The sequence below is a fragment of the Streptomyces sp. NBC_01515 genome, assembly GCF_045040345.1.
Classification (GTDB): Bacteria; Actinomycetota; Actinomycetes; order Streptomycetales; family Streptomycetaceae; genus Streptomyces.
Map to the genome: position 1 here is coordinate 8449991 of NZ_CP109416.1, position 21352 is coordinate 8471342.

Annotated in this window: 22 protein-coding genes and 2 pseudogenes; 12 read left to right on the forward strand and 12 right to left on the reverse strand. The window is 70.0% G+C overall.

Going from position 1 to position 21352, the window contains the following annotated elements:
• Nucleotides 1-60: 60 nt before the first annotated feature.
• Genes OG407_RS37985 through OG407_RS38010 form a run of 6 tightly spaced genes read left to right on the forward strand, consistent with a single transcriptional unit; the run spans nucleotide 61 to nucleotide 6289 of the window.
• The gene (locus OG407_RS37985; protein WP_405864272.1) at nucleotides 61-1173 is read left to right on the forward strand and encodes an ABC transporter substrate-binding protein; all 1113 of its coding nucleotides are present in this window, start codon (nucleotides 61-63) and stop codon (nucleotides 1171-1173) included.
• A 40-nt stretch (nucleotides 1174-1213) separates the two neighbouring features.
• Nucleotides 1214-2275: an LLM class flavin-dependent oxidoreductase gene (locus OG407_RS37990; protein ID WP_405864274.1), complete on the forward strand. Its 1062-nt coding sequence runs from the start codon at nucleotides 1214-1216 to the stop codon at nucleotides 2273-2275.
• On the forward strand, nucleotides 2275-2934 hold the full coding sequence (locus OG407_RS37995) for a cysteine hydrolase family protein (RefSeq protein ID WP_405864276.1): 660 nt from the start codon (nucleotides 2275-2277) through the stop codon (nucleotides 2932-2934). Before OG407_RS37990 ends, OG407_RS37995 begins: the two co-directional genes overlap by 1 nt.
• The gene (locus OG407_RS38000) at nucleotides 2931-4265 is read left to right on the forward strand and encodes an NtaA/DmoA family FMN-dependent monooxygenase (RefSeq protein WP_405864278.1); all 1335 of its coding nucleotides are present in this window, start codon (nucleotides 2931-2933) and stop codon (nucleotides 4263-4265) included. The genes OG407_RS37995 and OG407_RS38000 overlap by 4 nt, the downstream gene beginning before the upstream one ends.
• A gap of 58 nt (nucleotides 4266-4323) precedes the next feature.
• A complete protein-coding gene (locus OG407_RS38005) occupies nucleotides 4324-5712 on the forward strand; it encodes an MFS transporter (RefSeq protein ID WP_405864280.1) in 1389 nt (462 codons plus the stop codon).
• A 49-nt stretch (nucleotides 5713-5761) separates the two neighbouring features.
• Complete coding sequence (locus OG407_RS38010) at nucleotides 5762-6289, forward strand: flavin reductase family protein (RefSeq protein ID WP_405864282.1); 528 nt, start codon at nucleotides 5762-5764, stop codon at nucleotides 6287-6289.
• A 13-nt stretch (nucleotides 6290-6302) separates the two neighbouring features.
• On the opposite strand, the gene OG407_RS38015 is transcribed toward OG407_RS38010, so the two are convergent.
• The gene (locus tag OG407_RS38015) at nucleotides 6303-7187 is read right to left on the reverse strand and encodes a DUF2236 domain-containing protein (protein ID WP_405864284.1); all 885 of its coding nucleotides are present in this window, start codon (nucleotides 7185-7187) and stop codon (nucleotides 6303-6305) included.
• Nucleotides 7188-7380: 193 nt separating this feature from the next.
• Between OG407_RS38015 and OG407_RS38020 the strand changes: the two genes are divergently transcribed.
• On the forward strand, nucleotides 7381-8025 hold the full coding sequence (locus OG407_RS38020; protein ID WP_405864286.1) for a methyltransferase family protein: 645 nt from the start codon (nucleotides 7381-7383) through the stop codon (nucleotides 8023-8025).
• 73 nt (nucleotides 8026-8098) lie between these two features.
• A pseudogene (locus OG407_RS38025) lies at nucleotides 8099-8509 on the forward strand (cation:proton antiporter); the annotation flags it as partial.
• 165 nt (nucleotides 8510-8674) lie between these two features.
• On the opposite strand, the gene OG407_RS38030 reads toward OG407_RS38025, so the two are convergent.
• The 10 genes from OG407_RS38030 to zapE form a co-directional block, all read right to left on the reverse strand.
• The gene (locus tag OG407_RS38030; protein WP_405864288.1) at nucleotides 8675-9406 is read right to left on the reverse strand and encodes a peptidyl-tRNA hydrolase; all 732 of its coding nucleotides are present in this window, start codon (nucleotides 9404-9406) and stop codon (nucleotides 8675-8677) included.
• A gap of 80 nt (nucleotides 9407-9486) precedes the next feature.
• Nucleotides 9487-9630 (reverse strand): hypothetical protein, encoded by a 144-nt coding sequence (locus OG407_RS38035; protein WP_363095410.1) that lies wholly within the window; start codon nucleotides 9628-9630, stop codon nucleotides 9487-9489.
• Nucleotides 9631-9676: 46 nt separating this feature from the next.
• Nucleotides 9677-10519: a polysaccharide deacetylase family protein gene (locus OG407_RS38040; RefSeq protein WP_405864290.1), complete on the reverse strand. Its 843-nt coding sequence runs from the start codon at nucleotides 10517-10519 to the stop codon at nucleotides 9677-9679.
• Nucleotides 10520-10546: 27 nt separating this feature from the next.
• A complete protein-coding gene (locus tag OG407_RS38045; RefSeq protein WP_405864292.1) occupies nucleotides 10547-11716 on the reverse strand; it encodes an NADAR family protein in 1170 nt (389 codons plus the stop codon).
• Nucleotides 11717-11739: 23 nt separating this feature from the next.
• Complete coding sequence (locus tag OG407_RS38050; protein WP_405864294.1) at nucleotides 11740-12633, reverse strand: PPK2 family polyphosphate kinase; 894 nt, start codon at nucleotides 12631-12633, stop codon at nucleotides 11740-11742.
• A gap of 71 nt (nucleotides 12634-12704) precedes the next feature.
• On the reverse strand, nucleotides 12705-13508 hold the full coding sequence (locus tag OG407_RS38055; protein ID WP_405864296.1) for a slipin family protein: 804 nt from the start codon (nucleotides 13506-13508) through the stop codon (nucleotides 12705-12707).
• 100 nt (nucleotides 13509-13608) lie between these two features.
• On the reverse strand, nucleotides 13609-15135 hold the full coding sequence (locus OG407_RS38060) for a SulP family inorganic anion transporter (RefSeq protein WP_405864298.1): 1527 nt from the start codon (nucleotides 15133-15135) through the stop codon (nucleotides 13609-13611).
• An 8-nt stretch (nucleotides 15136-15143) separates the two neighbouring features.
• Nucleotides 15144-15725 (reverse strand): carbonic anhydrase, encoded by a 582-nt coding sequence (locus OG407_RS38065; RefSeq protein ID WP_405864300.1) that lies wholly within the window; start codon nucleotides 15723-15725, stop codon nucleotides 15144-15146.
• A gap of 87 nt (nucleotides 15726-15812) precedes the next feature.
• The gene (locus OG407_RS38070) at nucleotides 15813-16211 is read right to left on the reverse strand and encodes a hypothetical protein (protein ID WP_403584602.1); all 399 of its coding nucleotides are present in this window, start codon (nucleotides 16209-16211) and stop codon (nucleotides 15813-15815) included.
• Between the two features lie 154 nt (nucleotides 16212-16365).
• Nucleotides 16366-17472: a cell division protein ZapE gene (gene zapE, locus OG407_RS38075; protein WP_405864303.1), complete on the reverse strand. Its 1107-nt coding sequence runs from the start codon at nucleotides 17470-17472 to the stop codon at nucleotides 16366-16368.
• A 37-nt stretch (nucleotides 17473-17509) separates the two neighbouring features.
• On the opposite strand from zapE, the gene OG407_RS38080 reads away from it, so the two are divergent.
• From OG407_RS38080 to msrB, 4 genes are all read left to right on the forward strand, one after another.
• The gene (locus OG407_RS38080) at nucleotides 17510-18304 is read left to right on the forward strand and encodes a pyrimidine reductase family protein (protein ID WP_405864305.1); all 795 of its coding nucleotides are present in this window, start codon (nucleotides 17510-17512) and stop codon (nucleotides 18302-18304) included.
• 154 nt (nucleotides 18305-18458) lie between these two features.
• The gene (locus OG407_RS38085; protein ID WP_405864307.1) at nucleotides 18459-18932 is read left to right on the forward strand and encodes an indole-3-glycerol phosphate synthase; all 474 of its coding nucleotides are present in this window, start codon (nucleotides 18459-18461) and stop codon (nucleotides 18930-18932) included.
• Nucleotides 18933-19030: 98 nt separating this feature from the next.
• On the forward strand, nucleotides 19031-20422 hold the full coding sequence (gene murC, locus OG407_RS38090) for a UDP-N-acetylmuramate--L-alanine ligase (RefSeq protein ID WP_405864309.1): 1392 nt from the start codon (nucleotides 19031-19033) through the stop codon (nucleotides 20420-20422).
• 13 nt (nucleotides 20423-20435) lie between these two features.
• Nucleotides 20436-20843 carry a peptide-methionine (R)-S-oxide reductase MsrB gene (gene msrB, locus OG407_RS38095; protein ID WP_405864311.1) on the forward strand — a complete coding sequence of 136 codons (408 nt, stop codon included), beginning with the start codon at nucleotides 20436-20438 and terminating at the stop codon, nucleotides 20841-20843.
• 10 nt (nucleotides 20844-20853) lie between these two features.
• Here the strand turns inward: msrB and OG407_RS38100 are convergent.
• Nucleotides 20854-21273 (reverse strand): annotated as a pseudogene (locus tag OG407_RS38100) (SDR family NAD(P)-dependent oxidoreductase); the annotation flags it as partial.
• Between the last annotated feature and the right edge of the window lie 79 nt (nucleotides 21274-21352).

The following is a 21352-nucleotide window of genomic DNA, read 5'->3' on the forward strand; positions in this document are numbered from 1 at the left end:
CGCGCCTGTCTGGACCTTGTCCATTAACTTCTCGGCATTCACGCCAGTTTGGAGTCACCCATGCGTCATCACCATCGCCTCACCAGATCTGCCCTCGTCGCCGCCGTGTTGGTGCTCGGAGTCGCCGGATGTGGCTCCGGGTCGGACGACAGCACCTCTGCGGGCTCGGCAGGTTCCGCGATTTCCGCGAAGCGGTGTGCTGAGAACAAGGCTGCCGGGAAGATCACGTATCTCTCCGGCTATCAGTTCCAGTCCTCCGTCTCGATCCTCGAATACATCGCCGCCGCCAAGCTCGGCTACTTCAAGGACCTTTGCCTCACCGTCGATCTGAAGCCCGGCAGTGGTGACACCGCGCAGAACACCAAGTTGCTGGCCGGGGGACAGGCGACCGTGTCCGCGATCTCAGAGCAGGATCTGATCCAGGCGCAGGCCAACGGGATTGACATCAAGGGGATTTCCTCGTACTCGAATGCCGGGCTCGACATTCTGATGACGAACAAGGACATCACCGATCTGACCCAGTTGGACGGGAAGGTCGTCGGGCACAAGGGGTATGTGCCCGCCACCGTGGAGGCGATGCTGGTCAAGGCCGGCGTGAAGTGGGACTCGCTCAAGCTGGTCAAGGAGGGGTACGACCCCTCGGTGCTGCCGCGTAAGCAGGGCGGCCTCGAAGCGCTCACCGGGTTCGTCTCCAACGAGCCGAATCAGCTCAAGGCGGCCGGCAAGGACGTCACCGTGTGGAAGCCGGTCGACTATAAGATTCCGAGTTCGATCGGGGCGATGGCCGTCAACCCGGCGTTCGCCAAGGCGCATCCGCATGCCGTCGAGGACGTGTTGCGGGCCGCGCTGCACGCGTACGCGTACTGCTCCGCCAGCGAGGCGCACATCAGCGAATGCGTCGGCTACGCGGCCAAGTTGTCCGGCCCGACCTACGACAAGAAGCTGAACGCGACGATCTGGAAGACCGAGACGCAGGTCGTCAAGGAGAACCCGACGCCCGGACAGCCGCTCGGCGGGATCGACCCCGACAACGTCACCCAACTCGTCGCCATGCTGCACCAGTTCAAGATCGTGTCGAGCGGTGTGACCGCCGCCAAGGCCACGGGGTGGTTCGACACGTCCTTCGTCAAGGACATCTACAGCGGCGACAAGCTCGTCTGGCCCGCGCCGTAAGAACGCAAGAGACCCGCAGAGCCGTAGAAAGGTCCGTGACGTGCCCGCGAAAGAGTATGGAATCTTCCTTCCCATCGGGAACGGCGGCTGGATGCTGTCCACCACCGCGCCACATCCCGAGGCGACCTACGCGTACAACAAGCGTGCCGCCGTGCACGCGGAGAGCATCGGGCTCGACTTCGTGATGTCGATGGCCAAGTGGCGTGGTTTCGGCGGGAGTACGGACCACTGGGGCCGTTCGCTGGAGTCGATGACGATGATGGCGGCGCTCGCCGAGGCGACCAGCCGGGTCAAGATCTGGGCGACTCTGCACGCGAATATCCACAATCCGGCGATCGCGGCGAAGATGCTCACCACGCTTCAGGACATCTCCGGCGGGCGGGCCGGGATGAACATCGTGAACGGGTCGTACGCGGGGGAGTTCGAGCAATTCGGGGACTGGGACCCGGAGTTGAGTCACGAGGACCGGTACCGGATGACGGAGTTGTGGACGGAGGCGGTCACGCGGTTGTGGACCGAGGACTCGGTCACGCTGCGCACTCCGTACTTCGACCTCGTCGACTGCGAGTCCCGTCCGCATCCGGCGACCCGGCCGACCGTCATCAGCGCGGGGCGGTCCGAGGACGCACGGCGGTTCCAGGCGCGGTACGCCGACGGCGCCTTTCTCGCCGCCGACAGTCTCGACGACATGCGGTCGCTCTCGGCCGACGTGCATGCGCGGGCGAAGGTCAACGGCCGTGTCTGCAAGACGTATTCGATGCTCACCGTCGTCCAGGACGACACCGACGAACTGGCCGTCAAGAAGGTGAAGGAGTGGGGCGTCGGCGTCGATCGTGAGGCGCTCGCCCATATGCGGCACACCTGGGGCGTCCCCGCTGACCAGGCCCGCGCGTGGGCCGACGGCGCCAACGGGGAGGCGGCCTTCCAGACGCCGTACGTCGCCGGATCGGCCCGCACGGTCACCGAGCACATCGAGTACATCGTGCGGGAGGCCGACCTCGACGGACTCATGCTGATCTTCCCGGAGTACGACGAGGACATGCTGCTGTTCGGCGAGACCGTGCTGCCCGAGCTGCGCGCCCGCGACGAGGTGGCGGCCTGATGTCCGACCTGCGGGACAGACAACTCGCCCAGCTCGCCGGGCTGTTCAGCAGGCCCGCGCTCGTCGTGGTCGACGTGCAACGCGACTTCGCCGATCCGGAGCGGCTCGGGGCGTACGGCCTGACGGACACGGCGCTGGCGACCCTCGACCGGACCGTCACCCGTATCGCCGAGCTCGTCGACGTAGCGCGCGCTGCCGAAGTGCCCGTCGTCTGGGTCGAGTTGGGCAGCGACCCGGCACAGCCGTGGCGGTCGAGCAACTGGCTGCGCGAGGGCGACTACGACGCGCCCATGAGCCCGGACGAGCCGTGCCGGGTCGGGACGGCCGGTGCCGAGTGGTATCAAATGCAGCCGGAGGAAGGGGAGTTGCGTGTTGTCAAGCGCGGCTACAGCGGCTTCCTCGGTACCGATCTCGACACGCGGCTGCGCGCCGCCGGTTACGACTGGCTCACCGTCGTCGGGCTGACGAGCGAGTGCTGTGTGTACGCCACCGCGCAGGACGCCGTCCAACTCGACTGGCCCGTCGTCGTACCGCAGGACACGACGACGGCCTACGACCACCACGTCAACGCCGCCGCCCTGTTCCAACTGGGGCTGAACGTGTCCCTGTTGAGCGACGCCGACGAAGTGGCCGAGCTGTGGAAGAAGGCCGCGCGATGACCGGAATGCACATCGGCTACGACCTCTCCTTCACCCACACCGAGGGCGCCTGGGCGCGACAGGGCTCCTGGATCGGGCGGGACTTCCCCGACGTCCGCATGTTCATGGAGCTGGCGCAGACCGCCGAACGCGCGGGCGTGGGACTGCTGTTCTTCGGTGACGGCAGCGGCATCCCCAGCACCTGGCGGGGCAGTATCGCGCCGGCCGTGGAGTGGGGCATCCAGTGGCCGCGCCACGACATGGCGCCGGTGATCGCCGCGATGTCCACGGTGACGGAGAAGGTCGGCTTCGGGCTGACGTACTCCTCGACCTTCATGCATCCCTTCTACGTGGCACGGCTGTTGAACTCGCTCGACCATGTGACCGGCGGCCGGATCGCCTTCAACGTGGTCGCCTCCACGCGCGGCGCCGACGCGGCCAACTACGGGTTCGCCGAGCTGATGGACCACGACCTGCGTTACGAGCGGATGGAGGAATTCGTCGACGTCTGCCGGGCGTTGTGGGACTCCGTCGCCCCGGACGCCATCGTCCGCGACCGGAGCACGGGCCGGTTCGCGGACCCCGAGAAGGTCCACCCCATCGACCACGAGGGGCGCTTCTTCACCGTCAAGGGCCCGCTCGCGTCCGTACCCGGTCCGCAGTACCACCCGCTCATCGTCCAGGCGGGCAACTCGCCCCGGGGCATTGCCGCTTCGGCCCGTTTCGCCGACCTCGTCTTCGGCTTCGGCGGCAACCTCGCCGGCCAGCAACGCCACCGCAAACTGCTCGACGAGGCCCTCCTCGCCGAGGACCGGGACCCGGAACACGTGGGCATCCTCTGGGCGACCCAGGTGATCGTCGGCCGCACGAAGGCCGAGGCGTCGGCACGCTGCGAGGCGGTGCACGAGTTCTGGAACGAGGAAGCCGTCGCCACCTACCTCTCGCACAACGCCGGCTACGACTTCTCGACGCTCCCGGCCTCCTTCCAACTGGGAGAGCTGCGCGACGAGTTGGCGGCGGCCAACGCGAGTCCCGCGGGGATCGTCGGCTCGCTCGTCGCGGAGTTCGGCGCGGCCCACACCATGAGCCGTGGCGAGTTCTTCGAGCACGGCCGGGGGCGGGCGACGGGCCTGGACCACAGCGTCGTCGGCGACCCGGCCACGGTGGCCGATGCGTTGGAGGAGACCTTCGCCGCGACCGGATCGCGCGGCGGCTTCATGTTCTCCAGCCCGCTCGCCATGCCCTCCGGCTTCGCCGCGATCAGCGAACTGCTGCTGCCCGAACTGCGCCGCCGGGGTGCTCTCGCCCCGCCGTACCAGGGGCCAACTCTCCGCGAGAACCTGGCAGTTTGAGATGCCCGCGGTCAGTGCGGGTGCGATTGCGGATGGGGATGGGGGTGGGGGCTCGGGCGTGCGGCGCGAGTGGTTCGCGCTCGGCAGCCTCTGCACCGGGTTCTTCATGCTCCTGCTGGACAGCACGATCACCTCGGTCGCGCTGCCGTCCCTGATCAGCGGGCTGCACGCCGACGAGACGGCCGCGATGTGGGTCAACAGCGGCTACCTCATCGCTTATGCGGTGCCGTTGGTCGTCGCGGGCCGGCTGGGGGATCGCTACGGCCATCGGCGAGTCCACCTGGTCGGCCTCGCGGCCTTCACACTCGGCTCGCTGTTGTGCGCAACTGCCGCCTCCATCACGGCACTTGTCGCGTGGCGAGTGGTGCAGGGCATCGGGGCCGCGCTGATGACACCGCAGTGCCTGACCCTCATCAAGGCGCTGTTCCGGCCGCCGCGGCTCGCCGTGGCGCTCGGGGTGTGGGGCGCGGTCGGGGGCGCGGCGGTGGCTGTCGGGCCGTTGCTGGGCGGTTTCCTCGTCGCTGCCGGGGGCTGGCCCGCGGTGTTCTGGGTCAACGTCCCTGTCGGGGTGGGCGCGTTGGTGGCCGTGGCCGTGTTCGTGCCGGTCCTGCCGCGGCAGGAGGCGCGCATCCCGGTGTGGGCGATCTGCGCGAACGCGAGCGGGGTCGGTGCGCTGGTGATCGGCATCCAGGGGACGGATGCGGCGAGTGGTGAAGTGCTGGGCGTGCCACGGTGGTTGCTCGTCGTCGTCGGTGTGGTGGTCGTCGCGGGTGTGGTGTGGTTCCAGCGCCGGGACGGTCAACGAGCCCTGGTGCCGGTCGAGTTGTTGCGCAGCCGGGGGTTCGTCGTCGCGGCCTGGGCCGGTGCGGCGGCGGCCTTCTGTTCCGGGTCGGCGATGATTCCGCTGATGCTGTACCTCCAGCGGGAGCGCGGGCTCGACGCGGGCGCGGCTGCGCTCACCCTCGTACCGATGGGCGTGGTCTGCCTGTTGGGGGCGCCGGTGTCGGCCCGGCTCAACAATGGGATCGGGTCCCGCGCGGTCGCCGTCATCGGCTCCGGTGCTCTCGTACTGGCCATCGGGACGTCGGCGGTGCTCGTGGCGACGGACGCCCCGATCTCCGCACTGACCGCCACCTTCGCGGTGTACGGGGTCGCCAACTCCTTTGTCTGGTCGCCCCTTTCGATCGCGGCGGTGACCTCGGTAGCCCCGGACGAGGTCGGGGCGGCGTCCGGAACCTTCAACGCCATGAAGCAACTCGGCGCGGTGCTGGGCAGTGCCGTGTGCGCGGTCCTGCTGGCCGGGCACGGCTACGCGACGACGCTCGGCGGGCTCGCGGCGGTCGGAGTGCTCTGCCTCCTGGCGTGCGCATTCCTACGTACCGAGCCTCCCGGCAATGGAGCCCTGCCGGTGTCCGCCGCGCCACAACTACCCACAGGAGTCGCGTGATGAATCCTGACGAGGCCTCATGAGGCCCGATGCGGACGGGGGCTGCACGATGACGGCAACGGAAGGCATGGCCGGCCTGGAGGATCTGGACGGCATCACCTCGGATCCCGGCGAGATCACGAGGGCGTTCTCCGGGTTCCCGTCGGGCGTCGCGGCACTCTCCGCGCGCGTCCACGGCGACCCGACCGTCATGATCGTCTCGTCCTTCGCGGTCGGCGTCTCCCACGACCCGCCCATGGTCTCCTTCGCCGCACAACACACCTCCACGACCTGGCCGTTGCTGTCCCGCGCGCAGACCATCGGAATCTCCGTCCTGGGCGAGGGCCACAGCGACAAGGCCCGCCAGCTCGGCTCCCGCAGCAAGGCGGCCCGCTTCACCGACCTGCGCACGGTGGAGGCGGAATCCGGCGCGATCTTCCTCGACGGCGCACCGGTGTGGCTGGAGTGCACCGTTGAGCACAGCTATCCGGCGGGCGACCACGACATCATCGTGCTGCGGGTGCTCGCGATGCGGTCCGACGATGAGAGGAGTCCGTTGGTGTGGCATCGAAGGACCTTGAAGATGCTGGGTAGTTGAGGGTGCTTCACACTCAGGGGGCGCTCGCGGCGGACGGCCCGCGCCGGGTCTGCCGTAGCCGCTCGGGAAGCGGTCTGCGGTAGTCGGGCAGCAGGCGCTGGGCGAGGAACGCGGACTTCAGGAAGAGGCGGACGGCACGCTCGCGGCGAGGGGAGAGCCAGCCGATCCGATGGAGCCGGCAGACCCGCTCGCCGGCGAGATACCGGGTCAGGTCCCTGCCGAACGCCCGTAAGGGGGTGGGGAACCAGTACTCGGCGAAGAACTCCATCATCGCGGTCGCCACCCGGTGGCCGGACTCCGTCTCCTCGTACGGCCGGGACTCCGACTTCAGGGCGAACTCGGTCATCGCGTCCCAGTCCTCCGGGAAGGCCTCGTCGGCCAGCGGGCCGGACTCGCGCTCCAGGAGGCGGAAGAGGGTCCGCGCCCAGCGATGCCAGGCGGTCTTCATGTTCTCGCTCGTACCCGGCAGGCCGAGCGAGGTCTGCAGACGGTCGGCGAACGTGGCCAGCAGAACCAGGGGGTAGACGAAGTCGTCGACGTCGTCGAAGTTGCCGGGCAGGTGCGGTGTCCCACGGGCGATGGCCAGGTGCATCCGGTTGAGCCGTCCGGCGGCCTCGCGGCCCGCGGCGCTGGACAACCCGTCCACCATCCAGGCCATCAGGAACGCGTTGCCGTCCTCGAAACGCCGCCGGGGCCGAGTCTCCAGCTTCTTGGTGTGGGCGAGGGTGGCGGACCCGAAGCCCGGCCGCATCATGCGCATGGTGCCCGGATAGACCATCATCGCCAGCGCGAACTCGGGGACGCGGTGGCCGACGTAGAGCGAGATCATGCGCTCCCAGTCGGTGTCCGGATCCATCCGGGCCAGTTCGCGGTCGACCCATTTGTAGCCACGGCGCACTGCCGGTACCCCCTCGTGGACGTTCAGAAGGGAGACGCCGCAGCAGGGCTGTCCGATGCCACGACCCGTCGTGATCCGAGTCACCTCGACCGTGAGTCATGGCGTGAGCCATGGATCTCCACCCGAGGGTGGAGCCGCTGAATCAGCCCGTGGGTGGTGGTGATCGACGTGGGTCGGGGCGCAGCCTTGTGCCATGGGCTCACTACATTCCGCACTCGTCGCTCTCACCGGCATCTGTGTCGCGATCTTCGTCGTCGCGTGGATCGTGGGCGCTGTCTACTTCGGCGTGAAGGGCGAGGCCGGGTCGCGCGGCTGGGCGCGAGGCCTGCGCCGTACGCTGCCGCAGCGGGCTCTGCTGATCGCGGGCTGCTGCGCGTTCTCCCTGCTGGTCAACCACACCCCGGACTCCTTCTGGCGCCACCTCCAGTACTGGCAGCCCGAACTCGCGATCCTGGGCGCCCTGCTCGCCGTAGCCTCCACCGCGCTGCTGCTGTGGGCCCGTTGGGTGCTGGGCGTCATGTGGGCCAGCATCCCGCTGGTCCACGAACACCACGAACTGCGCACCGAGGGCCCCTACCGCATAGTGCGGCACCCCATCTACACCGGACTCCTCGGCCTCGTCCTCGGCGGGATGCTGGCCTGCGGCTTCGGCATATGGATCGTGTTCCTGGCCGTCGCCGTGCCGTGGCTGCTGCGCCGGGTGCGCATAGAGGACGGGATGATGGCCGACCGGTTCGGTGCGTCCTACGACGCCTACCGCGCCCGCGTTCCGGCGTTGATCCCGTGGACCCGGCCCGCTCCGGTCGGACCCCGGGCGGTCGACAGCCCGCAGGGGTAGTCCAGTCCGGGTCCCTCGTGTGGCTGCCATCGGCGTCAATTTCTGCCCCAGGAGCGGGAGTTGACGGGGTCACGTGGTGTTCGTGCCGATGTTCTTCACCTACTCCGGCCTGAACACCCGGTTCGACGTCTTCTCCGACCCGTCCGTGCTGCTGTTCGGGGCGGCCGCCGTCGTCCTCGCCGTGGCCGGAAAGTTCGGCGGCTGCTGGGCCGCCGCCCGGCTGCGCGGCGAACCCGGCCCGGTGGCCGTCCGGGTCGGCGCCCTGATGAACGCCTGCGGTCTCATGCAGCTGATCGCGCTCAACATCGGTCTGTCGGCCGGCATCGTCAGCGAGGAGCTCTTCACCGCGCTCGTCCTGGTCGCCCTGGTCACCACGGTCATGACGGTTCCGGTACTGAGCCGGCTGGACCGCCGCGACGCCAGATCCCGGACAGCGGAGGGGGCACCCGAGGGCGAGGAGGAGGTGGCGGCGGCGCCGAGTTGAGCGGGCGGATGCGGGGTGCTGGACGGAGTGGCGCACTCCGCACCCCGCACGCCGTACGTGTCCGGCGCCGAAGGGGACGGTGGTGGCGCGGCTCCGTCCGACCGGCCGCCGACACGGCCGTACGCCTTCCGCGACGGTCGGCGTGGGCGCCTCGGTTGAGCTGGATCAGCCTCGTCGCCGCAGCGCCGGATGCTCCGCCACGACGGTCGCCGAGCCCGGCGCGATCTCGGTGAAGCCCGCGTCCTTGACCAACGGCAGCCCGCTGCCGATGAGTTCGGTCCACTGGGCGGGGCCGGCGGTGCGGACGGAGAGCGGGAAACCCGCCTGGCGCCAGGCGGTCCGGTCCTCGTCCGACAGTTCCCACCAGGCGAGTTGGGCGCCGTGGCCGGTCTGGGCCATGGTTTTTCCGGCGGACATGTCGAGATCGGGGTTCAGCCAGAGCACCGGTGCCGTGCGGTCCGCGTCGGCCGGCGGTTCGGGGTCGTCGAGGTCGGTGCCGGAGACCTGGAGCCGGGCGAGATCCTTGGGCCAGCCGTCGAGCGGGACGGGCGGGAAGACCCGTACCTCCGCCGACTTCCCGGTCACGGTGATGCCCGGCAGCGCCTCGGCCCGCCGCCACTCGGCCCCGCGCGCCCGCCGGACCACCTTCCGGATCCGCGCGTCCTGCCAGTCCCGCATGACCTGCGCCCACTCCCCGTCCCCGACGGCCCGCTCGTCACTGAGGATCGTCAGCACGGCCCGAGCGGCGGTCTCCAGCGCGTCGGTACGGGCCGGGGGAGCCTCCCGCTCGATCCGCACCACGAGGGGCAGTACGAACTGCGGAGCCTCGTCGCGAACGGTGGGCTCGTTGAGGAAGGGGTCGGCGTTGTCGCCGGGAACGATGGAATCACTGGTCACACCCTCCAGTCTGCCAGGCGGAAGATCGGCCCTTCGAGGCACCGCTGCGAGGACCTCCCAGGGCACTCACCTCCCGCAGTTCATCCTGAACAGGCGGTGCGCTGGGCCTCCTGCCACTCGCAGACGGGGCACAGCGTGATCCCCTTGTGCGACTCCGGGTACTCGGTCGGTTCCTGGCACAGCACACACTCCGCGTACGCCGGCGCCGGCTCTTCGTCGCTCATACGACCAGCGTAAGAGGAGCGCGCGACCAGCCGATCCCGGCCGACCTCAGCGGTGCCGGTCCGTCGCCCCGATCAGCTCGGAGACCTTCACGAACCGGTATCCCTTCTTCCGCAGCTCGGGCACGATCATGCGGACGGCGCGTTCGGTCGCCGGGGCGGCGCTGCGCGTGCAGTGCATGACGACGACCGAGCCGGGCTTCACACCCTCCAGCACCTGCTGGGCCACGGCGTCCGAGTCCGTCGCGAACGCGTCGCCGCTCACCACGTCCCACTGCACCGCCGTGACACCGACCGCGCTCAGCGTCTTCAGTGCCTGCCGGTCGTAACACCCGCCGGGGAAGCGGAAGTACGGCATCGCGTTCGGCACGCCGGCCTTCTTGAAAGCGGTGTACGCCCGCTCCACATCCGCCTTCATCCGGTCCGGGGACACGGTCGGCAGGCCGTAGCAGTCGCCGGTGAAGGCGTAGTGGCTGTAGGAGTGGTTGGCGATCTCGAACTGCGGGTCGCGTCCGATGGCGCGGGCCTCGGCCGGGTACTCGTCGGCCCACCGGCCCGTCATGAACACGGTCGCCGGCACCTTCAGCGTGCGCAGCGTGGAGATGAGCTGCGGATTGTCGAAGTGCTCGCCCCGCGCCGCACGCGGCCCCTCGTCGGCGGTCATGTCGGCGTCGAAGGTCAGCGCGACGGTCTTGCCGTCCACCCGCGGACCGTTCTTGAAGACCGGGGTCAGACCGGCGGGGCCGGGCGCGAGCGTCGGCGGTCGCGAGACGGCGGCGGTGGGCGCGCTGGGCGCCGGACGGCTGGCGTGGGGCGCCGAGGGGGCCCCGCAGGCGGTGAGCGCGGCGCCGAGTGCACAGGCGGCGGCGACTCGTCGTACTCGAATGGTCACCGAGCGAACGTAACGCAGCAAAAGGGATTATTCGGTTATATGCATCCCTTGAGTGTCCTGCGTCCCCTGGCCTCCCCGCGTCTCCAGGGCCAGGGCCAGTTCCGACCGGACCAGCTCCAGCAGCCGCCCCACCCAGTTGCGCCCCCGGTCGTCACGGGCGTCGAGCCAGAACCGCGAGTCGGAGAGGCCGGTGTAACTGATCCGCGCGTCCTCGGTGCCGAGCAGAACCGCCGCGAGTTCCGGATGCTGGGTGAACTTGGCCCGCAGCAGCCCCGCCATCACCGCGAGCCGCAACCCGGTCCAGCCGTCCCGCCGTACGACCCCCCTGCCCACCTCCTGCGTCTCCCGCCCGGAGGGTGCCTCGCGGATGCGGGCACGGTCGGCGGGGTCGGCCGCCGACAGGGCCCAGTAGCCGTGCAGGACGGACGGGTACGTCTCGCCGTCGTAGGAGATGGGCGCGGGGAACTCGTTCCGCAGCACGAACAGGTCCGGCTCGGCCGGCCAGCCCCGCGGGTAGACGGCCTGGTGCGAGGTGATGGTCGCCCGCCCGGCCGTGACCGGGTCGTCGGCGTGGAGCGCGGCCCGCTGCCGCTCCGCCTCCGCGAGCGCCGCCTCCCCGCGCCGGAAGTACTCCAACTGGGCCTCGTGCATCTCCGCCGTGATCAGGGGGCCGTCCCCGTCGACGTGCACGCCCACGTCGGTGAGGAGGATCCGCAGCGGGCGGTCCTGCCGGTCCATGTCGCCGAGCACGAAGATGCGCAGGTGCTGCGGCACGGCGAGATACGCCGCCCGCAACAGCTCCCGGTTCGCTTCGCTCGGCTCCCGGGCGTAGCGCTCCGCGGCATCCCAGCAGCGCCGAGCGGCGGTCGGGCGGCCGTTCAACTCCTCGACGCGGTCGGCGACTTCGAGCAGAAAACTCTCCGGGGTGCGCGGCCGGCCCCACCGGGAACGCCACTCCGACTCCTCGTCCGGCCGGTCGGGAGCGTCGGGAGGCGTGAGCGCCAACCGGCCCGTGTCCAGGTGTTTCTTCAGGCCGGGCAGATCCTCGGCACCGCAGGAAACGCTCCCGTCGGCGTACAGGACGAGATCGTCGACGTAGTACTCGCCACCGAAGTCGGCTCGCCGCCAGATGTGGCACCAGACCCCGTCGATCCGTTCCCCGTCCACCATCCGATACGTCGGTCCCCGCCATGCCATGGGTGAACCGTACCGGTCCCCGCTCAGCCCGAACTCAGCAGCTGCTCCCGGGACTTGGCCACGTCGAAGTCCGCCTTCGGGTACTGCGGGTCCAGTGCCGTCAGGTGTTCCAGGAGGAGGCGGCTGATCGCCCAGTTGCGGTACCACTTGCGATCGGCCGGGATCAGGTACCAGGGGGCGTCCGGCGTGGAGCAGCGGTCGAGGGCGATCTCGTACGCCTGCCGGTACGCGGGCCACAGGGCGCGTTCCGCGATGTCGCCCGGGTTGAACTTCCAGTGCTTGTCCGGGTTGTCGAGGCGTTCCAGCAGGCGGCGCCGCTGCTGGTCGTAGGAGATGTGGAGGAAGCACTTGACGACGGTCACGCCGTCGTCGGTGAGGGATTTCTCGAAGCGGTTGATCTGGGTGTAGCGGTCGTTGATCTCGCGGTGCGGGGCGAGTTCGCGGACGCGGGCGATGAGGACGTCCTCGTAGTGGGAGCGGTCGAAGATGCCGATCTCGCCGGGGTGGGGGAGGGCGCGTCTGATGCGCCAGAGGAAGTCGTGCTTCCGCTCCTCGGGGGTGGGTGCCTTGAAGGCGCTGATCCGGCAGCCGGAAGGGTTGAACAGGCCGATGACGTGCTTGACCGTGCCGCCCTTGCCGCTGGTGTCCATGCCCTGGAGGACCAGGAGCAGGCGGCGCCCGTCGCCTGCCGTGCTCGATGCCCAGAGGCGTTCTTGCAGGTCGGCGAGGTGTTCGCCCATCCGGGCGGTGTCCTTGAGGCCGGCGGACTTGTCGGCGGGTCCGCCGGGGGTGGCTGCCGCGTCGTAGGAGGAGAGGTCGACCGGGCGGCCGGCGGGGACGCGCAGCAGGTCGGCGACGGGGACCGCCTCGCTCTTCTTCCCGTTCCCGCTCTTGCGCTTCGCGCCCTTCTCGGCCATGGGGCACCTCTTCCGGTCGGCTCCCTCGATCCTGCGGCGCGGGGGCCGTGCCCGCCAGTCAGCGGGCGGGACTACTGGTCCACGGCGGGCGGCGGCGGAACGGGAGGCGGCTGTTGCGGCTGCGCACGTTCCAGGAAGCGCAGCAGTTCGACCGGGAAGGGGAGGACGAGCGTCGAGTTCTTCTCGGCGGCGACCGCCACCACCGTTTGCAGCAGCCGGAGTTGGAGTGCGGCGGGCTGTTCGGACATCACCCCGGCGGCCTCCGCCAGCTTCTTCGAGGCCTGCAACTCGGCGTCCGCGTTGATGATCCGGGCCCGGCGTTCGCGGTCGGCCTCGGCCTGGCGGGCCATCGAGCGCTTCATCGTCTCGGGGAGGGACACGTCCTTGATCTCGACGCGGTCGATCTGCACGCCCCAGCCGACAGCGGGGCTGTCGATCATCAACTCCAGCCCCTGGTTGAGCTTTTCGCGGCTGGAGAGCAGATCGTCGAGGTCGCTCTTGCCGATGATCGAGCGCAGTGACGTCTGGGCCATCTGCGAGACCGCGAAGCGGTAGTCCTCGACCGTGATGATCGCGTCGGCCGCGTTGACGACCCTGAAGTAGACGACCGCGTCGACGCGCACGGTCACGTTGTCGCGGGTGATGCCCTCCTGCGCGGGGATCGGCATCGTCACGATCTGCATGTTGACCTTGCGGAGCCGGTCCACGAACGGGACGACCATGGTGAAGCCGGGTGCCCGCACCTCGCCGGCCACCCGCCCGAGGCGGAAGACCACCCCGCGCTCGTACTGCTTGACGACCCTGGCCGCCGCAGCCACGTAGACCACGCACGCGGAACCGGCCGCCGCGCCCGCCACCAGCAGTTCCTGGAGCATCCTGACCCCCTCGTCGAGAGGCCGTTCTGTCTGCTCCTGCAAGGGTATGCCCGACGCCTGCTCCGGGGCCACGATCACCCCGGAGCAGGCACCGCCGCCGCTACTTCACGGTAGTGGCCGTGGCCTTGATCGCCGTGACCTTCACCGGCTCGGTACCGGCCGCGCTGTGCCGCTCGGCCCAGTTCTCCAGGGCCGTACGGCAGGCGTGGTCGAGGTGGTGCAGGCCGGAGAGGTGCAGTTCGACCGGGCGGTCCTGGGGGAGCGCCTCCAGGCTGTCGAGGATCTTCGGCAGCCGCAGGAAGGTCGCGTTGCCCGACAGGTAGGCCTGGACCGGGCCCGCGCCCTTGTCGACGACCTCCAGCTTGATGTGCGAGGCCTCCCACGCCGTCTTCGCGACGGCCAGCGCGAGGCCGATGAGGACGCCCTCGAACATGCTGACCGCGACGATCGACAGCGCCGTGACTACCAGGATCAGCGCTTCGCCCCGGTGCTCGCGCCACAGCGACACGATCTCCCGGACCGGGATGAGCTTGGCGCCGGCGTGCACGAGGATGCCCGCCAGGGCCGGGATCGGGATGTACGCGAGGACGTTCGGCAGCAGCGCCGCGAACAGCAGCAGCCATACGCCGTGCAGCACCCGGGACGCCTTCGTCCGCGCGCCCGCCTGCACGTTCGCCGCGCTGCGCACGATCACCGCGGTCATCGGCAGCGCGCCGAGCATCCCGCACAGCGCGTTGCCCGCGCCCTGCGCCACCAACTCCTTGTCGTACTGGGTGCGTTGACCGGAGTGCAGCCGGTCCACGGCCGCCGCGCTGAACAGCGACTCGGCGGACGCGATCAACGTGAACGCGACGATCGTGCCCAACACCCCGACGTGCGCCAGCTCACCGAACGCACTCAGCGGCGGCGGCTGCAACGAGCCGAGCAGCCCCTGCACTTCGACGGTCGCCACCGGCAGCCCGAACACGAGCGCCGCGAGCGTCGCCAGTCCTACGGCGGCCAACGGACCCGGCACCGTACGGACCTTGGCCGGCATCCGCTTCCACAGCACCAGCACGGCGATGGTGGCGGCGCCCAGCGCGAGCGAGGCCAGCGCCTTCGTGCTCCCGACGGCGTCGACGAGCGCGCCGGGCAGCTCGGCTATCTTGTCCAGCCCCGAGGCGGGGGCCTTCGCCCCGGCCACCGAGTACAACTGCCCGGCGATCAGCACCAGTCCGATGCCGGCCAGCATGCCCTCGACGACCGAGACCGAGATGGCCCGGAAGTAGCGCCCCAACTTCAGGACGCCCATGGCGATTTGAAGCACACCGGTGGTGAGCACGATGACTCCGAGGGCGGGCAGCCCGTACTCCCGCACCGCCTCGAAGACCAGCACGGTCAGACCGGCGGCGGGACCGGACACCTGGAGGCTGCTGCCCCGCATGAGTCCGGTGACGAGCCCGCCCACGATGCCGGTGACCAGGCCGAGTTCGGCCGGCACACCGGAGGCGACGGCCACGCCCACGCAGAGCGGGAGCGCGACCAGGAACACCACGAGCGAGGCCGCGAAGTCCTGCCGTAGATAAGGGAACTTGGGCGTGCCGTCGTTCTTCTTCGGGTCGTTCTTCTTGTTCTTCCTCAGGTCCATGGCGCGGCTCACAGGGCCTCGAACCGGTCGGTGTCCGCGCTGTGTTCGAGCACGGCACCGGTGTGCACCTCGTAGTACCAGCCGTGCACCCGCAGCCGTCCGTCCGCCAACCGCCGCTCCACACAAGGGTAGGAGCGCAGCCGCAGCAACTGGGCGAGCACATGGTTCTGCACGGCCCCGGCGACCGTCGGGTCGGCCGTGTCGCTCGGGGCGGGTTCGTCGGCGGCGTGCGCGAGCCAGTCGCGTACGGCCGGGACGGCGGCGAGGTCGTCGCCGCGCACCAGCGCGCCGACGGCTCCGCAGTGGGAGTGGCCGCAGACGACGACGTCCTGGACGCCGAGCACCTCCACGGCGTACTCGATGGTGGCCTCCTCGCTGGTGGGGCTGCCGGAGGCGTACGGCGGGACGATGTTGCCGGCGGTGCGCAACTCGAAGAGCTGGCCCGGGCGGGCGCCCGTGATCAGGGCCGGGACGACCCTGGAGTCGGAGCAGGTGATGAACAGCACCTGCGGGGACTGGCCTTCAGCGAGTCCGGCGAACTCCTCAGGGCGTTGTCCGAACGTACGGGCGTTGTCGATGAGGGGCTGCATGGCGTGTTGGCTCCTCCTGGCGCGCCCTCTGGGCGCGTCGGGCTTGCATGACAGTGTGCGTGGGGGAAGTGACTGCCTGCTCAGCTCTCAGCAGCGGAAGACCTGAAGTGCCGCCGGAGTGTGTGCTGTCGAGGATCTCGATGTGCGGTGCCGCGCCGTGCCGGGCGCCACGGAGGTGCGTACGGCGGCCGGGTCCTGTGTCAGGAGCGGGCGTTGGGGCGTCTCGGGTCCGCAGTCGGCGGAGCGGTATCGGTCGCGCAGGCGCAGCGGGACGGTGGGAGTTCCGGAGGCGCCGCAGTCGCGGAACGTGATCGTCTCGGCGCGCAGGGCCTTGCCGCTGAGCTTGAGCCCGGGCTGTGCCTTGGCCTCCGCATGACGCGCTGTGTGCGCGGGTGCGAAGGATTCCGTGGAAGCGAAGACCTGGAGGGCGAACAGGACGAGGGTGAGGAGCGTCACGACGCTCCGAGCCGTCTTACCTCGGAACATGCGCCCCCCTTCAGCCCGTTCGCGTTCCTAGTACAGACCAAGGCCAGGTCAACGGCTGGTCAAGTAACACGGTAACCCGGTGAAGTTGTTTGCAGGGTTAACGTGGCGTTTCCGATGCAAGAGAGCGTGAAAAGCGCGCCTGGGCTGGCGTGAACTAAGCGGTTTTGACGAGGCCCTTGGCGTCCCGGGCCAGCGCGGTGAGGCGGGAGATCGCGCGGAAGTACTTCTTGCGGTAGCCGCCGTTCAGCATCTCCTCGCTGAACAGCCGGTCGAAGGGCAACCCCGAGGCCAGGACCGGCACTTCACGGTCGTAGAGCCGGTCCGCGAGGACGACGAGCCGCAGCGCCGTCGACTGGTCGGGTATCGGCTGGACGTCGGTGAGGCAGACGGCCGTGAGGTCGTCGGTGAGGGCGCCGTAGCGGCTGGGGTGGACCTTGGCGAGGTGGGCCAGCAGGTGCGGGAAGTCGTCGAGGGAGGCGCCCGGGGTGGCGTACGCCGCCTTCGTCACCTGCTCGTCGGAGAACGGGGGCGGGGCCTCCGGCAGGCCGCGGTGGCGGTAGTCGTCGCCGTCGATGCGCAGCGAGCGGAAGTGCGCGGACAGGCCCTGGATCTCGCGCAGGAAGTCGACGGACGCGAAGCGGCCCTCGCCGAGCTTGCCCGGCAGGGTGTTGGAGGTGGCGGCGAGCGCCACGCCCGCGTCGACCAGCTTGCCGAGCAGGGTCGACACGAGGACGGTGTCGCCCGGGTCGTCCAGCTCGAACTCGTCTATGCACAGCAGGCGGTGGCCGGAGAGCGTCTGGACCGTCTTCTGGAAGCCGAGCGCGCCGACCAGGTTCGTCAGCTCGACGAAGGTGCCGAAGGCCTTGAGCGCGGGCTCGGCCGGGGTCGCGTGCCAGAGGGAGGCCAGGAGGTGGGTCTTGCCGACGCCGTAGCCGCCGTCGAGATAGACGCCACGAGGGCCGGCCGGGGTCTTGGCCGCCCTGCCCTTGCCGAAGCCGAGGAAGCCGCGCTTGGCGGTGCCGGCGGAGTGCGCCCCGCCGAGTCCGGCGGCGAAGGCCTCCAGGACGCCGACCGCCTCGGTCTGGCTGGGCTGGTTCGGGTCCGGGATGTACGTGGCGAAGCGCACGGAATCGAAGCGGGGCGGCGGCACCATCTCGGCGACCAGCCGGTCCGCGGGGACATACGGCTCACGGGTGCACAGGGACAGCGGGGCCGCGTCTGCTATCGGGCTGATCCCGGAGGCGGCGGAGGAGGATGACACGGTTCATCAGTCTAGGGGGCGTGCCACACTGCACGACATGCGACGCCTGTTCCCTGTGACGGATGAAACAGCAGCCCAGGCCTCGAACGGGGGCCCCGATGCGCGTGGGGCGGACCGGGAGTGGGGGCTTTCGGAGCTGGCGGAGGCGTACGCCTACCCCGCCGCCGACAGCCCCTGGCTGCGCGCCAACATGGTGTCCACGCTCGACGGGGCCGGTCAGCACGAGGGGCGCTCGCAGCCCATCTCCGGTGACGCGGACATGCGGATCTTCGGCACGCTGAGGGCGCTGGCCGATGTCGTGGTCGTCGGTGCGGAAACGGTACGCCAGGAGGGCTATCGGCCCGCACGCGCGCGTGCGGAGTTCGCGGCGGCACGCACGCGTGCCGGGCAGGGGCCCGCCGCCGTGATCGCGGTCGTCACCGCCAGCCTCGACCTCGACTTCTCGCTTCCGCTTTTCGCCTCGCCCCTGGTGCCGACGCTGATCCTGACGGGCGCCCAGGCGGCGCCGGACCGGGTCGCGGCCGCCGGGAAGGCGGGCGCCCGGGTGGTGGTCGCCGGTGACGGCGCGGGTGTGGACCCCGCACGGGCCGTACAGGCGCTCGCCGAACTGGGGCACACCCGGCTGCTGGCCGAGGGCGGGCCGCGGCTGCTGGGGCAGTTCGTGGCCGCCGGGGTGCTCGACGAGCTGTGTCTGACCCTGTCGCCGACGCTCGTGGCGGGGGAGGCACAGCGGATCTCCGGCGGGCCGTCGGTTAAGGTTCCCCAGCACTTCGAACTGGTGTCCCTGCTGGAAGAGGCCGGGTTCCTGTTCGGTCGCTACCGTCGGTCCTGAGAACGGGCGGAATGATCCGTTCCGTTTGTCTTTCGACGGGCACACTAAATCCGGCAGTACCCGTGCGATCACGGGGCAGGATGGTTTCCGCAGGGCCTCGACGGCCCACGGAGGAGAGAGGGCCCGCGGGTCCTCGAAGGAGAAGGGGCGCCTGGTGTTCACAAGCGTACTGATGATCGAGAAGGCCCTTACGTCCGCCGACGTGGAGTTCGTCACCACCTTGCACGGTGACGAGACCGTCTCCTTCCACGTGTTGCTCCAGCCCCGCGGCGACCAGGCGGACCGCCTGCTGCGGGCCATCGACGACGTCGCCCTCGGCGAACTCGACGAGGCGGCACACGAGCGGGAGACCCCCGAGGGCAAGGACGCGGCGGCACTCGGCACGCAGGCTCTGGAGGTGTCCCTGACGGCCCTGCACGCGGCCGGCAGCGAGGCGCAGGGGCAGCTCATCGAGGACCACCCGCTGGACGCGCTCAAGACCCTCGTGGACGAGATCGGCGCGGACGAGGTGATCGTGCTGACCGATCCCCACTACGTGGAGGAGTTCTTCCACCGGGACTGGGCCTCGCGCGCCCGTCACAAGGTCGGCGTACCGGTACTGAAGCTGTTCTCGCACAGCAAGGAGTAGGTGACCTCCGGTGTCAACGTTTGACCGCACCTCGGCTTAGGCTGGCCGTCGAACGTCCGCCGTACCAGTACGGAACCAGCACGCACAGGGAGACACACATGGCACCCGGCCTTCCCGCCGCCATGGACCGACCGCACTTCATCGGCATCGGCGGGGCCGGGATGTCGGGGATCGCCAAGATCCTCGCGCAGCGCGGGGCGAAGGTCGCGGGCAGCGACGCCAAGGACTCCCCGACCGCCGACGCCCTGCGCTCCCTGGGCGCCACCGTGCACGTCGGGCACGCCGCGGAGCACCTCGCCGACGACGCCACCTGCGTGGTCGTGTCGTCGGCGATCCGCAAGGACAACCCCGAGCTGGCCCGCGCGGCCGAGCTGGGCATCCCGGTCGTCCACCGTTCGGACGCGCTGGCCCGCCTGATGGACGGCCTGCGCCCGATCGCCGTGGCGGGCACGCACGGCAAGACCACCACGACGTCGATGCTCGCGGTCTCCCTGACCGAGCTGGGCCTGAACCCGTCGTACGCGATCGGCGGCGACCTGGACGCCCCCGGTTCGAACGCGCTGCACGGCGACGGCGAGATCTTCGTCGCCGAGGCCGACGAATCGGACCGCAGCTTCCACAAGTACGCCCCCGAGGTCGCGATCGTCCTCAACGTGGAGCTCGACCACCACGCCAACTACGCGTCCATGGAAGAGATCTACGAGTCCTTCCAGACCTTCGCGGACCGGATCGTGCCGGACGGCACGCTGGTGATCTCGGCGGACCACGAGGGCGCGCGGGAGCTGACCCGACGGGTGTCGGCCGGTTCGGTGAAGACGGTGACATACGGCGAGGCGGAGGACGCCGACGTACGCATCCTCTCCGTCGTCGCACAGGGCCTGAAGAGCGAGGTGACGGTGGTCCTCGGCGGCGAGGAACTCACCTTCACCGTCTCGGTGCCCGGCCGCCACTACGCGAGCAACGCGGTCGCGGCCCTCGCCGCCAGCGTCGCGCTCGGCATCCCCGCCGCGGAACTGGCGCCCGCGATCGCCGCGTACACGGGCGTGAAGCGGCGCCTCCAGCTCAAGGGCGAGGCGGCCGGCGTCCAGGTGATCGACTCCTACGCCCACCACCCCACGGAGATGACCGCCGACCTGGAGGCGATGCGCGCGGCGGCCTCCTCCGCGCGGCTGCTGGTCGTCTTCCAGCCCCACCTCTTCTCCCGCACCCAGGAACTCGGCAAGGAGATGGGCCAGGCCCTCGCCCTCGCGGACGCGTCCCTGGTCCTGGACATCTACCCGGCCCGCGAGGACCCGATCCCCGGCATCACCAGCGACCTGATCATCGAGGCCGCGCGCGCCGCGGGCGCCGACGTGACCCCGGTCCACGACAAGGCGGACGTACCCGAGGCCGTCGCGGGAATGGCGAAGCCCGGTGATCTGGTTCTCACCATGGGAGCGGGCGATGTGACAGACCTCGGCCCGCGGATCCTGGACCGTCTCGCGAAGTAAGGGGCTGAGCTTCATGTCGTACGACGTCGAAAAGCCGGACGAGGAATGGCGCGCGGAGCTGAACCCGGCCGAGTACGCGGTGCTGCGGCAGGCCGGCACGGAGCCCGCCTTCGTCGGTGAGTACACCGACACCAAGAAGAAGGGCGTCTACTCCTGCCGGGCCTGTGGCGCAGAACTCTTCACCTCCACCGAGAAGTTCGAGTCCCACTGCGGCTGGCCGAGCTTCTACGACCCGAAGGACACCGACGCGGTCGAACTGATCCAGGACCGCTCGCACGGCATGGTCCGCACCGAGGTGCGGTGTGCCCGGTGCGGTTCGCACCTCGGTCACGTCTTCGAGGGCGAGGGCTATGCCACGCCGACCGATCAGCGGTACTGCATCAACTCCATTTCGCTGCGGCTGACGCCTGAAGAGGGCTGACGCGGGCTGGTTAGTCGCCTGGTAGCGGGGTGGTGAGAGCGCTCTGGGACAGCGAGGCGGCCCCGCACCTGCGTGCGGGGCCGGCCGGGAAGCGCAGCCGGCCGGTCGTGTCGTGCGCGGCGCGCCGCACCGTCTCGGCGACGTCGCTCTCCTTGGTGAACAGGTCCTGGCCCGTGAAGGAGCCCATGGTCTTCTTCGCCCATGCCGCGTAGGGCTCGACCGTCTTGGCCCGCACGCCGAAGGGCGCGAGTTCGAGCGAGAGGGGCATGTGGCCCGGCACCACGCTGGAGGTCACGCTGACGACCACGCCGGAGCCCCACTCGCGGAACTGGGGGAGCACGGCCTGCGTCGTCGCCATCACGCCGAACGCGTTGGTCTCGAAGACGTCCCGTACCCGGGCCATGGGGGTGCCCTCGAACACGCCGATCGACGGGACGCCCGCGCGAGTTAGATCGCGCTCGCTGAGCCCGTCGTTCGAGTACCTTTCGTCGCGGCCGACGCCGGACGAG